This window comes from Pseudoprimorskyibacter insulae, assembly GCF_900302505.1.
Taxonomy (GTDB): Bacteria; Pseudomonadota; Alphaproteobacteria; order Rhodobacterales; family Rhodobacteraceae; genus Pseudoprimorskyibacter; species Pseudoprimorskyibacter insulae.
Map to the genome: position 1 here is coordinate 267,189 of NZ_OMOJ01000004.1, position 14,118 is coordinate 281,306.

The 14,118-nt window shown below is 60.7% G+C and carries 13 protein-coding genes; 10 read left to right on the forward strand and 3 right to left on the reverse strand.

Annotation, left to right across the window (positions count from 1 at the left end; translation table 11 throughout):
* Positions 1-36 precede the first annotated feature (36 nt).
* Complete coding sequence (locus tag PRI8871_RS11920; RefSeq protein ID WP_108886439.1) at positions 37-225, reverse strand: DUF2256 domain-containing protein; 189 nt, start codon at positions 223-225, stop codon at positions 37-39.
* A 113-nt stretch (positions 226-338) separates the two neighbouring features.
* Here PRI8871_RS11920 and pepN point away from each other — a divergent pair, with 113 nt between their 5' ends.
* The 3 genes from pepN (at position 339) to PRI8871_RS11935 (ending at position 4,612) form a co-directional block, all read left to right on the forward strand.
* On the forward strand, positions 339-2,888 hold the full coding sequence (gene pepN, locus PRI8871_RS11925) for an aminopeptidase N (protein WP_108886440.1): 2,550 nt from the start codon (positions 339-341) through the stop codon (positions 2,886-2,888).
* The gene (locus tag PRI8871_RS11930) at positions 2,885-3,628 is read left to right on the forward strand and encodes an SDR family oxidoreductase (protein WP_108886441.1); all 744 of its coding nucleotides are present in this window, start codon (positions 2,885-2,887) and stop codon (positions 3,626-3,628) included. The genes pepN and PRI8871_RS11930 overlap by 4 nt, the downstream gene beginning before the upstream one ends.
* 120 nt (positions 3,629-3,748) lie before the next feature.
* Positions 3,749-4,612 carry a lysophospholipid acyltransferase family protein gene (locus tag PRI8871_RS11935; RefSeq protein WP_108886442.1) on the forward strand — a complete coding sequence of 288 codons (864 nt, stop codon included), beginning with the start codon at positions 3,749-3,751 and terminating at the stop codon, positions 4,610-4,612.
* Here PRI8871_RS11935 and PRI8871_RS11940 read toward each other — a convergent pair.
* On the reverse strand, positions 4,602-5,282 hold the full coding sequence (locus tag PRI8871_RS11940; RefSeq protein ID WP_245897848.1) for a transglycosylase SLT domain-containing protein: 681 nt from the start codon (positions 5,280-5,282) through the stop codon (positions 4,602-4,604). The genes PRI8871_RS11935 and PRI8871_RS11940 overlap by 11 nt on opposite strands.
* A 246-nt stretch (positions 5,283-5,528) precedes the next feature.
* Here PRI8871_RS11940 and PRI8871_RS11945 point away from each other — a divergent pair, with 246 nt between their 5' ends.
* From PRI8871_RS11945 to PRI8871_RS20170, 3 genes are all read left to right on the forward strand, one after another.
* Positions 5,529-6,824 carry a hypothetical protein gene (locus PRI8871_RS11945; RefSeq protein ID WP_219929020.1) on the forward strand — a complete coding sequence of 432 codons (1,296 nt, stop codon included), beginning with the start codon at positions 5,529-5,531 and terminating at the stop codon, positions 6,822-6,824.
* Between the two features lie 62 nt (positions 6,825-6,886).
* Positions 6,887-8,401, forward strand: coding sequence for an Asp-tRNA(Asn)/Glu-tRNA(Gln) amidotransferase subunit GatB (gene gatB, locus PRI8871_RS11950; protein ID WP_108886445.1), 1,515 nt, complete (start codon positions 6,887-6,889; stop codon positions 8,399-8,401).
* Positions 8,402-8,617: 216 nt separating this feature from the next.
* Positions 8,618-9,253 carry a DUF4177 domain-containing protein gene (locus tag PRI8871_RS20170; RefSeq protein WP_306418454.1) on the forward strand — a complete coding sequence of 212 codons (636 nt, stop codon included), beginning with the start codon at positions 8,618-8,620 and terminating at the stop codon, positions 9,251-9,253.
* A gap of 1 nt (position 9,254) precedes the next feature.
* Here the strand turns inward: PRI8871_RS20170 and PRI8871_RS11960 are convergent, their stop codons facing one another.
* Entirely contained in the window at positions 9,255-9,512 is a 258-nt protein-coding gene (locus PRI8871_RS11960) for a BolA family protein (RefSeq protein ID WP_108886446.1), read from the reverse strand.
* A 74-nt stretch (positions 9,513-9,586) separates the two neighbouring features.
* Between PRI8871_RS11960 and PRI8871_RS11965 the strand changes: the two genes are divergently transcribed.
* The 4 genes from PRI8871_RS11965 to cobT all read left to right on the forward strand — a co-directional run bounded on the left by PRI8871_RS11965 (position 9,587) and on the right by cobT (position 14,084).
* On the forward strand, positions 9,587-10,219 hold the full coding sequence (locus PRI8871_RS11965) for a J domain-containing protein (protein ID WP_108886447.1): 633 nt from the start codon (positions 9,587-9,589) through the stop codon (positions 10,217-10,219).
* A 205-nt stretch (positions 10,220-10,424) separates the two neighbouring features.
* Positions 10,425-11,411, forward strand: a complete 987-nt coding sequence (cobS, locus tag PRI8871_RS11970; RefSeq protein ID WP_108886448.1) for a cobaltochelatase subunit CobS — start codon at positions 10,425-10,427, stop codon at positions 11,409-11,411.
* 449 nt (positions 11,412-11,860) lie between these two features.
* Entirely contained in the window at positions 11,861-12,133 is a 273-nt protein-coding gene (locus PRI8871_RS11975; protein ID WP_108886449.1) for a hypothetical protein, read from the forward strand.
* Positions 12,134-12,203: 70 nt separating this feature from the next.
* A complete protein-coding gene (gene cobT / locus PRI8871_RS11980) occupies positions 12,204-14,084 on the forward strand; it encodes a cobaltochelatase subunit CobT (RefSeq protein WP_108886450.1) in 1,881 nt (626 codons plus the stop codon).
* Positions 14,085-14,118 lie beyond the last annotated feature (34 nt).

Sequence of the window (14,118 nt, forward strand, 5' to 3'; positions counted from 1 at the left end):
CCCCATTGTTGTTTGCGTTTAAAGATGCACGCCCGGTCAATGCTTAATGTCAGTGCGGGACGCCGCTTTTTGCAGCAACGCGGGCTTGCCCGTTCGGCGGCACCGATCCGAACAGTAGATCACCGCCTCCCAATCGCGGGCCCATTTGCGCCGCCACGCGAAGGGGCGGTTGCAAACCGGGCAGATCTTGGTCGGCAGGTCAGATTTGGCAATTCCCTTTGGCATGGCACCTTCCTTTTTTCGCCGAACTAGGCCGATCACCGGCGGCAACAAGTGGACGCCGCCGAACCTGTGCACTACGACTTACGAACTGGATGTATTCCCGCCTGGAGAGCCTCATGAAAGATGCCGCCCCTCAGACCTTTTACCTGAGCGATTACACCCCCTTTGGCTATGAGGTGCGCGACGTTGCATTGCGCTTTGTCCTGTCGCCCAGTGCCACGCGGGTGCACAGCCGCATCACCTTTGCCCCCAATCCTGCGGCGTCGGATAAGACCTTCTTTCTGCATGGCGAACAGCTCAAACTGATCCGCGCGGCGATCAACGGGGCCGAGGTGACGCCAAACATCACCCCCGAGGGTCTGACCTGCGACGTGCCGGACAGCGAATTCGTCTGGGAGGCCGAGGTTGAAATCGCCCCGGCGGAAAACACCGCGCTTGAGGGGCTGTATATGTCGAACGGCATGTACTGCACCCAGTGCGAGGCCGAGGGTTTCCGCAAGATCACCTATTACCCCGACCGCCCCGATGTCATGAGCACCTTTACCGTGCGCATCGAAAGCGATCTGCCGATTATGCTGTCGAACGGCAACCCCGGCGAGACCGGCGCAGGCTATGCCGAATGGCACGACCCATGGCCGAAACCGGCCTATCTGTTTGCCTTGGTGGCGGGCGATCTGGTCGGCCATGCCGATACGTTCACCACCAAATCCGGCAATCAGGTGGACCTGAACATTTGGGTCCGTCCCGGCGACGAAGACAAATGCGCCTTTGGCATGCAGGCGCTGAAAGATTCAATGAAGTGGGACGAAGACGTCTATGGCCGCGAATATGATTTGAACACGTTCAACATCGTGGCCGTGGATGACTTCAACATGGGCGCGATGGAGAATAAAGGGCTGAACATTTTCAACAGCTCTTGCGTGCTGGCCAGCCCCGCCACGTCTACAGATGCGAACTTCGAACGGATCGAAGCGATCATCGCGCATGAGTATTTCCACAACTGGACGGGCAACCGCATCACCTGCCGCGACTGGTTCCAGCTGTGCCTGAAGGAAGGGCTGACCGTGTTCCGCGATGCGCAGTTCACGTCTGACATGCGCGGCGAAGCGGTCAAACGCATTCATGATGTGATCGAGCTGCGCGCCCGCCAGTTCCCCGAGGACCAAGGCCCCCTATCGCACCCCGTCCGCCCCGAACAATTCCAAGAGATCAACAACTTCTACACCGCGACCGTCTATGAAAAAGGCGCCGAGGTGATCGGTATGCTGAAACGGTTGGTGGGCGATGATGCCTATGCCAAGGCGCTGGATCTGTATTTTGACCGCCATGACGGGCAGGCCTGCACGATCGAAGATTGGCTGACCGTGTTTGAGGATGCCACGGGCCGCGATCTGGCGCAGTTCAAGCGCTGGTATTCACAATCCGGCACCCCGCGCCTGAGCGTGACAGATAGCTATCAGGACGGCACCTATACGCTGACCTTCAAGCAAAGCACGCCGCCAACGCCCGGGCAGATGGTCAAAGACCCCAAGGTGATCCCGATTGCCGTCGGCCTGCTTGGCCCCAATGGCGATGAGGTGCAGCCGACCGTCACGCTTGAGATGACCGACGCCGAACAAAGCTTTGCCTTCGACGGTCTGGGGTCCAAGCCGATCCCGTCGATCTTGCGCGGCTTTTCGGCCCCCGTTGTGCTGGACCGTGACACCAGCGCCGAAGAACGCGCCTTCCTGTTGGCCCATGACACCGATCCCTTCAACCGGTGGGAAGCGAACCGCGAATTGGCCCGCACCACATTGATCGCAATGATCCGCGACGATGCCGCCCCGGATGAAGCATGGCTGGAGGGGCTTGAACGGGTCATCACCGACACCACGCTCGATGCCAATTACCGCGCGCTGATGATGTCCGGGCCAAGCCAATCGGAACTGGCGCAAACGCTGCATGAAATGGGCATCACGCCCGACCCGGATGCGATCTGGACCGCCAGCGACCGCCTTGGCCAGACCATGGCCGAACGTTGGGAGGCGCATCTGCCGGGTCTTCTGGCCGAAAGCACCGTCACCGAAGCCTATCGCCCGGATTCCCATCAGGCCGGCCAACGCGCCCTTGGGGCCGCCGTTCTGGCGCTGCAAACGCGGCTGGATCGTGGTGCCAGCGCCCGTGCCCAGTTTGAAACCGCCGACAATATGACGCTGCAACTGTCTGCCCTGACCTGTCTGGTCCGCTCTGGCAATGACGAAGAGGCGCTGTCCTCGTTCGCAGCACAGTGGAAAGACGACCGTCTGGTGATGGACAAATGGTTCGGCATGCAGATCGCCGCCACCCTGCCTGACCGCGCGGCCGATCGCGCCAAGGCCCTGACCGAACACCCCGCCTTTGACTGGAAGAACCCCAATCGGTTCCGCGCCGTGTTCGGCTCACTGTCGATGAACCATGCAGGGTTCCACCGGGCCGATGGGGCCAGCTATGACCTGCTGGCCGATTGGCTGATCACGCTGGATGACAAAAACCCGCAGACCACCGCCCGGATGTGCAGCGCCTTCCAGACGTGGAAACGCTATGACGCGGGCCGCAAGGCCAAGATGCAGGCCGCATTGGAACGCATCCAAGGCAAGGACGGCCTCAGCCGCGACACTGCCGAAATGGTCGGAAGGATCCTGTCATGAGTGCGGTTCTGCTGATCACAGGCGGCAGCGCCGGAATTGGCGCCGCCACCGCCCGCGCGGCGGCGACCCATGGCTATTCCCGCGTGATCCTGACCTACCGCTCCGACGCCGAAGGCGCGGCGGCCGTGGTGGGCGATCTGAAACGGCAGGGCGTGGATGCCTTCGCCGTCAAGGCCGATGTGGCCAATCACGAGGACACGGACCGCCTGTTCAACCTGCTGCGCACCAAAGCGCCTGCACCGCTGCATCTGGTCAACAACGCAGGCGTCGTCACCCCCAGCGGGTCAGTGGCCGATCTGACCCCCGACCGGGTGGCGCAGATGTTCGGCATCAACGTCTTTGGCCTGATCGAGATGTCGCGTCAGGCAGTGCAATACATGCGCGAAACGGGGCTTGGCGGGCATATCGTCAATATCTCGTCGATTGCGTCCCGTCTGGGCAGCGCGAACATGTATATCGACTACGCCGCCTCTAAGGGGGCAGTTGACACCTTCACGCTGGGCCTAGCCGATGAGCTGGCCCCCGAAGGCATTCGCGTGAACGCCATCCGCCCCGGCCTGATCGAAACCGAGATCCACGCCAAGGGCGGCGTGCCGGACCGGCTGGAAAAGATCGGCAAGACCCCGCCACTGGGGCGCCCCGGCACGGCTGATGAGATCGCCGATGCGGTGATGTACCTTCTGTCGAACCGCGCCAGCTATGTCACTCGCAGCATTTTGGATGTCGGAGGCGGGCGCTGACCTTCGGCTTTGGCCCTTTGGCAAACCGCCCCGCGCGGTTTGCCGATCCCACCACGAACGAACGGCTGCGGTCGCTGCAACTGTCATACGCCCGTTGCAAAATCATGGCTTTGTCAGCCTATGAAAGACCGTATTGATCCGTTGATTCGTGAACGTGCGCCTTGGCTGTTTTCAGGCCGCCCCGGCACGCGCCCAATCAAATCCGCGCTTAATGCCCTGCTGGCCTATGAACGCACCGTCGCGCTGGCGACCGCGTTCCGCGATGAGCCGTCTGCCGATATCATGTGCACCATGGGGCAGCTTTTGGCCCGCGAAGCGCATGTCTCGGGCTTGCAAAACCTACCCGGCACCGGCCCGGCGTTGATCGTGGCCAATCACCCCACCGGGATTGCGGACGGGATCGTTCTGCATCACCTGATCGCCAAGCAACGGCCCGACGTCTATTACTTTGCCAACCATGATATTCTGCGCGTCCTGCCGCAGATGGCCGACATGATCGCCCCGGTAGAATGGCGAAAGGAAAAACGCAGCCACGGCAAGACCCGCGAAACCATGGCCTACACCCGCAAAGCGGTGGAACAGGGGCGTCTTGGGGTTATCTTTCCGTCAGGCCGCCTGGCCAAACGGCGCGGGCTAAGCCTGCATGAACGGCCTTGGATGGCCTCGGCGGCGATGATCGCACGCAAATTCGATCTTCCGATCATTCCGGTGAACATGCAGGCCCGCAATTCGGTACTGTTTTATCTGTTCGACCTGATCCACCCGACGCTGCGCGATATCACGCTATTTCACGAAACGCTGAACAAAGCGCAGCAGCCCTATCGCGTCACCATTGGCGAGCCGATCCCGGCACGCGCCTTGCCACCTCGGTCTGAAGACGGGATCGAGGTGCTGCGCCGTGCGACATTGGCCTTGGGCGGCGAACATGCCCCTGCGGTGTCCTTGGTCGATAGCTCGCGCCGTCCGTCCTGGCTCAAGGCGTGATGCGCCGGGCCACGGGGCGCGTGGCGTAGAGAGGTCGCGGAGGCAGCAGTGCCTCGGGCCGATGACGCGCTTGCCAAACCAACGGGTCAATCACGGGCCGGGCCACCGGGCGCGGCGATGTATAAAGACCTGCGCAATAGTCCTGACGGCGCATCCAGCGCATCATATCTTCGCGCTTACGCTGGCTGTGGAATGGCCCCCAATCGGCAGCAACCCCCCGGAACCCCGCCGAGACCACCTGATCCCGCGCCACCGTGACGGACATGATCCGCAGGCCGCAGGCCAAGTTGGCCGGGCCGTTCATCAATTGCGACGGGGTGGTGGCGCGACACTTGCGATATTCGGCGGTGCTAGGAAGGATTTGCAGCAACCCATACCACAGCCCGCCCCCGCCCACGGCATTGGGCCGCCACGTGCTTTCATGCTTGGACAAGGTCGACAGCAGCCCGACCCAAAAGGCCTCACGCTCGGGCCTTGGGGCGTGTTTGTAGGCCGGGCACCAAGTTTCGATATCACGCGGCACAATATCGGGCAGATTGCTGGCATGGCTGCGCAGCGCCTTTAGCGCCGCCCGCGACCAAGCTGTGCTGCCCGGCACATGGTCCCACCGTGCGGGGCGAACCTCGGTCGTGATCCGGGCCTGCGGACGCGGCGATACGGCCGGCGCCAATTCACGGGTCGCCGCCGAAACTGGCCCTATCCAAAGCCCGTGGCAGACAGGCAAGGACAGGATAAAAAAGACAAAAACAATTCTCCCCCACATCGGGAAATTGTGCCGCCAATCGAAACCAGCGGCAAGAGCCTGTCCAAATTCGGCGCAGAATGGGGCAAGTCTGCACTACCAAGCCTATCGAAGCCGCGTAGCTTTCACTTGGCCGCCTTCTTTGCGTCAGATTGCCGGGGCAATACTTGTGTCATGATGACCAAATCACCCCAGATGATGATGCGCGACCTACCTTCCCGGATTGCTCCTTTGCTTGAGCAAATCTCGTCGCCCGTGGCCACCCTGGCCCGCGCGACCTCTGCACTTCGTAAAGACGCGCACGGCCATCAGCCGGACGAACACCTGCCGCCGCTTCAACCCCGGCTGGCGATTCCCATGGCGGAAAAAACCGCCGACCAAACCGCCTATCAGCGCCATTTCGATCAGGCGCAGTTTCTGGCCCGTCAGGAAAACTGGGCCGAGCTGGGCGAGCTGATCCGCCATTTCGACAGCACCCGCGCCCGCACCCCCGGCGGTCTGCCAGTGGCCGAGGTCATGGCCCTTGGCGCGCGGCACGACGCGGTATCCGCCGCGCTTGAAGCTATAGAGATCAACGACCCAGACGCCGCCCGCGCCCCACTCGATGCGCTGGACGAGGTTCTGAGCGAACATTGCGAAGATCACGGCGTCGCGCTGGTGATTGCGCAGGCGCATATTGATGTGGGTTGGGCGTGGCGCGGCGAAGGCTGGCGCCGGGATATCCCCAAAGAACGCCGAGCGGCCTTTCACGGCCATTTCAGCGCCGCCGCCCGGATCATAGACCGGTTTGACGCCTTTGAGCTTGATGCGCCATCGCTGGCGGCCGCCCGCTGTTCCCTGCTGGCCGCCGAAACCAACCCCGCGAACCGCGTCGCCGATGACTATGAAGATCTGATTGATCTGGACCCACACAGCCCCCGTCATATGCGCGCGATGGGCAACCACCTGTTGCCGCGCTGGTTCGGCAGCTACGAGATGCTGGACCTGCAAGCCCGCCGCACGGCGGAACGCACCCAAGATATCTGGGGCGATGGGGCCTACACTTGGGTCTATTTCGACGCTCTGGCCGTCGACCCTGACGCCTTTGACACACTGGATGTCGATCTGTTTCTCCAGGGTATGCAAGACATTCTGGAACGATGCTCGGGTCAGAATATGGTGAACTTGTTCGCCGCCTATACCGGTATGACCATGGGCAGCTGGTGCGAACCCGGCACCGCGCAGGCTCAGGTCGCAGACCGCTTTGATTGGATCGCCCGCGACTTGCTGCGCGAAATCCACCCGATGGTTTGGTTGTCGCTGCCCGAATGCGCCGGTCAGGTGCAATGCAATGATCCGGCCAAGCGCACCGAAAAGGCGGGCCGCGTGCGTGCGCTGTCTACTCTGACGCGTCATTTCGCGCCGGAAATCAAGGCAGGCTACCGGATTGCCTATGATCAAAGCGGATTGTCCATCTTCCCGATCGCCTGACCCCCTTGCCCCGCCCCCATGGCTGACTTAGAACCGCCTGCGAACCGATATACGAGGACGCCATGCTGGATCTGAGCTTTGAGCCGCCGAAACCCAAGGTCATTGCCGGGGCAAAATACGATTGGGAACTGGTCATCGGGATGGAAGTCCATGCCCAGGTCGCCAGTCAGGCCAAGCTGTTTTCAGGCGCATCGACCCAATTCGGCGCTGAACCGAACGCCAACGTTGCCTTTGTGGATGCGGCCATGCCCGGCATGCTGCCTGTCATCAACGAATATTGCGTCGAACAGGCCGTGCGCACCGGTCTGGGCCTGAAGGCGCAGATCAACCTGAAATCGGCCTTTGACCGTAAAAACTACTTCTACCCGGATCTGCCGCAGGGCTATCAAATCAGCCAGCTGTACGAACCCATCGTTGGCGAAGGCGAAGTGATCGTCGATATGGAACCGGGCGTGGCCCGTTTGGTGCGCATCGAACGCATCCACATCGAACAGGACGCGGGCAAGTCGATCCACGATATGGATCCGGCGATGTCCTTCGTTGACCTGAACCGCACCGGCGTGGCGCTGATGGAAATCGTCAGTCGCCCCGATATTCGCGGCCCCGAAGAAGCCGCGGCCTATGTCACCAAGCTGCGTCAGATCCTGCGCTATCTGGGCACTTGCGATGGAAACATGCAAAACGGCAACCTGCGCGCCGACGTGAACGTGTCGGTCTGCCGTCCGGGCCAGTACGAAAAGTACCAAGAAACGCAGGACTTCAGCCATCTGGGCACGCGTTGCGAAATCAAGAACATGAACTCGATGCGCTTTATTCAGCTGGCCATCGACTACGAAGCGCGTCGTCAGATCGCCATTCTTGAATCCGGCGGCACCGTCGATCAGGAAACCCGCCTGTACGACGCCGACAAGAACGAAACCCGCTCGATGCGGTCCAAGGAAGAAGCGCATGACTACCGCTACTTCCCCGACCCTGACCTGCTGCCGCTAGAGATTGAGCAAGCATGGGTCGACGATATCGCCGCCTCGCTGCCGGAACTGCCCGATGAAAAGAAGGCCCGTTTCGTCAAAGATTTCGGACTGTCCGAATATGACGCCAACGTTCTGACCGCAGACACCCAAAACGCCTCCTATTTCGAAGCCGTGGTCGCCGATGCAGGCGACGGCAAGCTGTCGGCAAACTGGGTCATCAATGAACTGTTTGGCCGTCTGAAGAAAGAAGACCACGACATCACCGAAAGCCCGGTCACCCCGGCGCAATTGGCGGGGATCATCAAGCTGATCAAATCCGACGCCATTTCGGGCAAGATCGCCAAGGATCTGTTTGAGATCGTCTACACCGAAGGCGGCGACCCCGAGGCGATTGTCGAAGAGCGCGGCATGAAGCAGGTAACAGACACTGGCGCGATTGAAGCCGCCGTCGATGAGATCATCGCCGCCAACCCCGCGCAGGTCGAAAAGGCCAAGCAGAACCCGAAACTGGCAGGTTGGTTCGTAGGTCAGGTGATGAAAGCCACGGGCGGCAAGGCCAATCCGAAGGCGGTCAACGAACTGGTTGCCCGCAAGCTGGCCGAGTAAAAACCGTTTTAAAAAAGCAACAAAGGGCCGCCGATGGTGGCCCTTTTGTCATTCATACTACACCAATACCGCGAATGCCGCGCAATTCCCCGGAACAGACCAAACTTTTTCCACATTCTGTTTCCAAAGTGTAAACGATCACAAACAGATCGTGCAAAAATTATGGCAAAAGCGTATGGTTCATCTATTGATTAGATCCAAGGCATTGGGGGGCAGATGACTGGTTACGAATATAAGGTGGTCCCCGCCCCATCCAAAGGGCAACGGGCCAAAGGTGTAAAAGGTGCTGAAAGCCGGTTCGCCTTTGCGTTGGAAAACCTCATGAACGACATGGCGCAAAAGGGCTGGGAATTTCAAAGATCTGAAACGCTTCCTTCGGAGGAACGCAGCGGTCTGACCTCGACCACGACAAACTGGCGCAATGTGCTGGTGTTCCGCCGTCCGCGCCAAGCCGTCGAAGCCGCAGTCGATGCGCCGATGATGCTTGAGGCCCCCGCGCCCGAAGCGAAACCCGTTGCTGCCGTGGCCGAGCCGGCCCAGCCCGCCGAAGCCGCCGCGCCCAATCCGGCCCCGAAACCTGCGCCCCGCCCCGCTGCAGCCACCGCCGCGTCGATGGTGTTTGATCTGGCCGAAGGCGACGTTCAGGAACTTGATTCCCTTGGCCAAGTGGTGCGCAACCGCGCTGCCACCATTCGCGGTGCCGAGGGTAAGATCGAAGACGCCGAAGAACTGACCGTGGCGGATGATCTATCGGCCGACGAAGATCTGCTGGACGACATCGATCTGCTGGCCGAGGACGACGAACAGATCGACGCCCCCGCCCATCAGCGCAGCGGCATGGCCGCCGAATAAATCAGACGTCCAGATCCAGCGATAGCGCGTGGATCTGGCCCATCAGTTCGGCCCCGATCGCACCATGAACCGCCCGGTGCCGCGCAATCCGCGACTTACCCGCCATCGCATCTGACCGCATGGTCACGTGAAAATGGCTTTCGCCGCCTTCCTGATATCCCGCGTGACCGCGATGCCGTTCGCTGTCATCGCGCACATCCAGCGTCGACGGCGCGAAGGCTTGTTGCAAACGTTGTTGAATTTCTTCCGCTCGGGTCATTTTTTCGGGCCTCGCCTCTACACTCTTCCGTCAGAATGTCTAAACTCTGGCGTCCGAGTCGAAAAGGTGTTCCCATGAGCAGACCAGACCCCTTCGGTTTTGATATGTCCGTTAGTTCGGCCAAGAAAAAGAAACCACGCGGCCGGCGCGGCATGACCGGCGAATCTGAAACATCCACGCGGCTGTGCGAACATGACGGCTGCGAGGCCGCAGGCAAGTACCGTGCGCCCAAAGCCCCCGACGTGTTGGACGACTTCTATTGGTTCTGTAAGGACCACGTCCGCGAATATAACGCCAAATGGAGCTTCTTCGACGGCAAGACCGAAGCCGAGATGAACGCCCAACATTCCAAAGATAAGGTGTGGGAACGCGAAACCAAAAGTTTCCGCGACCCCGAAGCCCGCGCCTGGGCCCGTTTGGGCATCGAAGACCCGCATCAGGTTCTGGGCGACAATGCCACGCGCAATCCGGGCAAAAACGCCTCGACCGCAGGCCATACGCGCCGCCTGCCCCCGACCGAACGTCAGGCGATTGATATCCTTGACGCCAAGGACAGCTGGTCCAAGGCCGAGGTGCGCAAGGCCTATAAGGCCCTGATCAAGGTGCTGCACCCTGATATGAACGGCGGCGACCGGTCTCAGGAAGAACAGTTGCAGCAGGTTGTTTGGGCCTGGGATCAGATCAAGGATAGCCGCAACTTCAAGTGATCGGCGCATCCAAGGCGGTCACGCCTCCGCACGCAACCCATTGGCCCGGCCTGCTGTTTTCACAGGCCGGGCCTTTCGTTTTCCACGCCCCTTTGTGCCGCTTGCGCGCCAAAGGGCGGAATTCCCCCCGGATCCTCTTGCCCTTGCCCGCAATATCAGGCACCACAGGCCGAATATTGGAAGCTGCCAAAGAAGGACGCGCGACATGGCCGTTGCATCGCTCGACACCAATGCAAAACCGACTGAGGAAATCTCTGTTCGTGAAGTCTTTGGCATTGACTCCGATATGATCGTGCATGGCTTCCCGGATGCGACAGATCGCGTGCCGGATCTGGACTCGACCTATAAGTTCGATCCCGATACGACGCTGGCCATTCTGGCGGGCTTCCGCAACAACCGCCGCGTGATGATCCAAGGTTATCACGGCACCGGCAAATCGACCCACATCGAACAGGTGGCCGCGCGCCTGAACTGGCCGTCGGTTCGTGTGAACCTTGACAGCCACATCAGCCGGATCGACCTGATCGGTAAGGATGCGATCAAGCTGATCGACGGCAAGCAAGTCACCCAGTTCCAAGAAGGCATCCTGCCTTGGGCGCTGCGCAACCCCTGCGCCATCGTGTTCGACGAATACGATGCAGGCCGCGCGGACGTGATGTTCGTGATCCAGCGCGTGCTGGAAACCGATGGCAAGCTGACGCTGCTTGACCAGAACACCGTTATCACCCCGCACAAATATTTCCGTATCTTCGCGACCGCCAACACCGTCGGCCTTGGCGATACGACCGGGCTCTATCACGGCACCCAGCAGATCAACCAAGGCCAGATGGACCGTTGGTCGCTGGTGGCCACGTTGAACTATCTGTCGATCGACGCCGAAACGAACATCGTTCTGTCGAAGGCCCCGCATTACAACAATGACAAGGGCCGCAAGACGATCCGCCAGATGGTGACCGTCGCCGACTTCACCCGCCGTGCCTTCATGAATGGCGAGTTGTCGACCGTGATGTCACCCCGGACCGTCATCGCATGGGCGCAGAACGCGGAAATCTTCCGCAATGTCGGCTATGCCTTCCGCCTGTCCTTCCTGAACAAGTGTGATGAGCTGGAGCGCCAGACCGTGGCCGAGTTCTATCAGCGCTGCTTTGACGAAGAACTGCCCGAAAGCGCGGCCAGCGTTTCGCTGGACTGATCTGCCAAACATCAGAGGTTTCAAGGGCTGGCGCCATGCGCTGGCCCTTTTGCTTTGCAGCCAACCGATTGCGGCTTTTTCCGGGCATATACGCCAAACCTAGCCTTTTGGGCCGGGAAAATTGATCTTTTGGTCAAACATCAAGGCATTCGCGCTTGGATTGAAAACGGCGCATAACCCCATGATCCCGCAAGATTGCCGCATTTGCACCAAGTCTCGCTGCAAACGCATTCTGTTTCAGGAATGCAACAACGACACCGAGATTTTCATCTCACCCAATTGATGACCGCTTTTTACAGCTTAATGTTTAAGTCATGGGCAGTTTGCGAACATATCTAGGTGGATCTGTCATGGCTGTGGTCATGTTAATGAGTACGCCTGCTGCATCGGGCAGTTTGTCCGGGCAGGTCCGCATGTTCGCAACCTGTACCGGGCGCCTCTCAGCACTCATGGAACATCAATGGATGTTCGACGGCGCGGCCTCGGAAGCCACCGAGGCCCGCCGGGCTGGGTTCCTCGATATCCTCGATGCTGTGCGCGATCAGGCCGAGGCTGAGGGCATCAATGGCTCGACCCTGCTAAGCTGGCGCATTGACGCGAAAATGGCGCAGGCCGAACTGCTGCAACGGGCGACCTTTGCCCGCACCCCGCGCGAAAAACGCATGGCCGAGGTCACCTCGCAACAGTTGCTGACGCAATGCGCCAGCCTGTTGGTTGGTTAGACCCGATCCGCACCGCCCACCCTAAGAATTACCCTTGCCAATTCCCGGACAACGGTCGAAAACCGTTCCCATGGCACAGAAGTCAGACAACCCCGCAGATCCGTTCAAAAAGGCGTTGGCCGAAGCGACCAAGGTCATGGCGGATGACCCAGAACTGAAAGTCAGCTACACGGTCGATCCTTCGGGCGTGTCCGGCGACGCCATGCGCTTGCCTCAGGTCAGCCGCCGCATGACACGGGATGAAGTCCTTCTGGCGCGCGGCACCGCCGATGCTTTGGCGCTGAAACGGCGCTATCACAATGGGGCCACCCATGCCCGCTATGCGCCTCCGGGCGATATGGCGCGCGAAATTTACGAAGCGATGGAAACCGCCCGCTGTGAAGCCATGGGCGCGCGCGACATGCCCGGCACCGCGGGCAACATCGACGCCAAGATCGCCAGCGAAGCGCTTCGGCGCGGGTATGCGCAGGTCAAAGACACATCTGATGCGCCTCTGGCCGAGGCCGCGGGCTATCTGGTCCGGCATCTGGCAACGGGCCGCACCCTTCCAAATGGTGCCCAGAACGTCATGGACATCTGGCGCCCGTTCATCGAACAGCAGGTCGGCACCTCGCTTGAGACGCTGAATGAACGGCTGGCCGATCAGGCCGATTTTGCCCGTTTTGCCCGTCAGGTCATCAGCGAACTGGGCTATGGTGATCAGCTGGGCGATGACCCGGATGATATCGAAGACGAGGCCGAAGAACAGGCCGAGGATTCACAGGACGATCAGCAAGACCCGGATTCGACCGGTCAGGACGACAACTCCGAAGACGAAGAAACCGAGGCCAGCCCCGAGCGCAGCCAGGACGAAACGCAGGATTCCAGTTCGGCTCAGGTGTCGATGGACGAATCCGCCGAGGATGAGCTGAGCGACGAGGCCGAAATGCCCGAGGGCGAGGCCCCGCTAGAGCCGCCGCCCCCTGCCCCGGTGTCCGAAGCGGACCCGGATTACAAAGTCTATAAATCGGATTTCGACGAAGAAATCCTTGCCGAAGATCTGGCCGAGCCGATCGAGCTGGAACGCTTGCGCGCCTATCTGGACCAACAGTTGGAGCCGCTGAAAGGCGCGGTCAGCCGTCTGGCCAATAAGCTGCAACGCCGCCTTCAGGCCCAGCAGAACCGCAGCTGGGAATTCGATCTGGAGGAAGGCATTCTGGACGCAGGCCGCTTGGCCCGTGTGGTCGCCAACCCGACCACGCCGCTTAGCTTCAAGATCGAGAAAGACACCGAATTCCGCGACACCGTTGTGACGCTGCTGCTCGACAACTCGGGCTCAATGCGCGGGCGGCCGATTTCGATTGCCGCGATCTGCGCCGATGTTCTGGCCCGCACGCTGGAACGCTGCAACGTCAAGGTCGAGATCCTGGGCTTTACCACCCGTGCGTGGAAAGGCGGCCAATCGCGTGAGACTTGGCTGAACGATGGCCGCGAACAGCAGCCCGGACGCCTGAATGATCTGCGCCATATCATCTATAAGGGGGCCGATGCGCCTTGGCGCCGCACCCGCGCCAACCTTGGCCTGATGATGAAAGAGGGACTGCTGAAGGAAAACATCGACGGGGAGGCGCTGGAATGGGCGCACCGCCGGATGGTCGGCCGGCCTGAGGCGCGGAAGATCTTGATGGTGATTTCCGACGGCGCTCCGGTGGACGATTCCACCCTGAGCGTGAATCCGGCCAATTTCCTTGAAAAGCACCTGCGCGATGTGATCGCCATGGTGGAAAAGCGCAGGCAGGTGGAATTGCTGGCCATCGGCATTGGCCACGACGTGACCCGCTATTACGACCGCGCGGTGACCATCACCGATGTCGAACAGCTGGCTGGCGCAATGACCGAGCAATTGGCATCGCTGTTTGACAGCGACCCACGGGCACGCGCCCGTGTCATGGGGATCAAGCGGGCGTCATGACGCCCGCCGGGGGCTGTCTGCCCCCGGACCCCCG

Bases quoted from the DNA above. Each gene is read 5' to 3' on its own strand.
- PRI8871_RS11920 (WP_108886439.1), bottom strand. From the start codon at position 225: ATGCCAAAGGGAATTGCCAAATCTGACCTGCCGACCAAGATCTGCCCG.
- pepN (WP_108886440.1), top strand. From the start codon at position 339: ATGAAAGATGCCGCCCCTCAGACCTTTTACCTGAGCGATTACACCCCC.
- PRI8871_RS11930 (WP_108886441.1), top strand. From the start codon at position 2,885: ATGAGTGCGGTTCTGCTGATCACAGGCGGCAGCGCCGGAATTGGCGCC.
- PRI8871_RS11935 (WP_108886442.1), top strand. From the start codon at position 3,749: ATGAAAGACCGTATTGATCCGTTGATTCGTGAACGTGCGCCTTGGCTG.
- PRI8871_RS11945 (WP_219929020.1), top strand. From the start codon at position 5,529: ATGATGACCAAATCACCCCAGATGATGATGCGCGACCTACCTTCCCGG.
- gatB (WP_108886445.1), top strand. From the start codon at position 6,887: ATGCTGGATCTGAGCTTTGAGCCGCCGAAACCCAAGGTCATTGCCGGG.
- PRI8871_RS20170 (WP_306418454.1), top strand. From the start codon at position 8,618: ATGACTGGTTACGAATATAAGGTGGTCCCCGCCCCATCCAAAGGGCAA.
- PRI8871_RS11960 (WP_108886446.1), bottom strand. From the start codon at position 9,512: ATGACCCGAGCGGAAGAAATTCAACAACGTTTGCAACAAGCCTTCGCG.
- PRI8871_RS11965 (WP_108886447.1), top strand. From the start codon at position 9,587: ATGAGCAGACCAGACCCCTTCGGTTTTGATATGTCCGTTAGTTCGGCC.
- cobS (WP_108886448.1), top strand. From the start codon at position 10,425: ATGGCCGTTGCATCGCTCGACACCAATGCAAAACCGACTGAGGAAATC.
- PRI8871_RS11975 (WP_108886449.1), top strand. From the start codon at position 11,861: ATGGAACATCAATGGATGTTCGACGGCGCGGCCTCGGAAGCCACCGAG.
- cobT (WP_108886450.1), top strand. From the start codon at position 12,204: ATGGCACAGAAGTCAGACAACCCCGCAGATCCGTTCAAAAAGGCGTTG.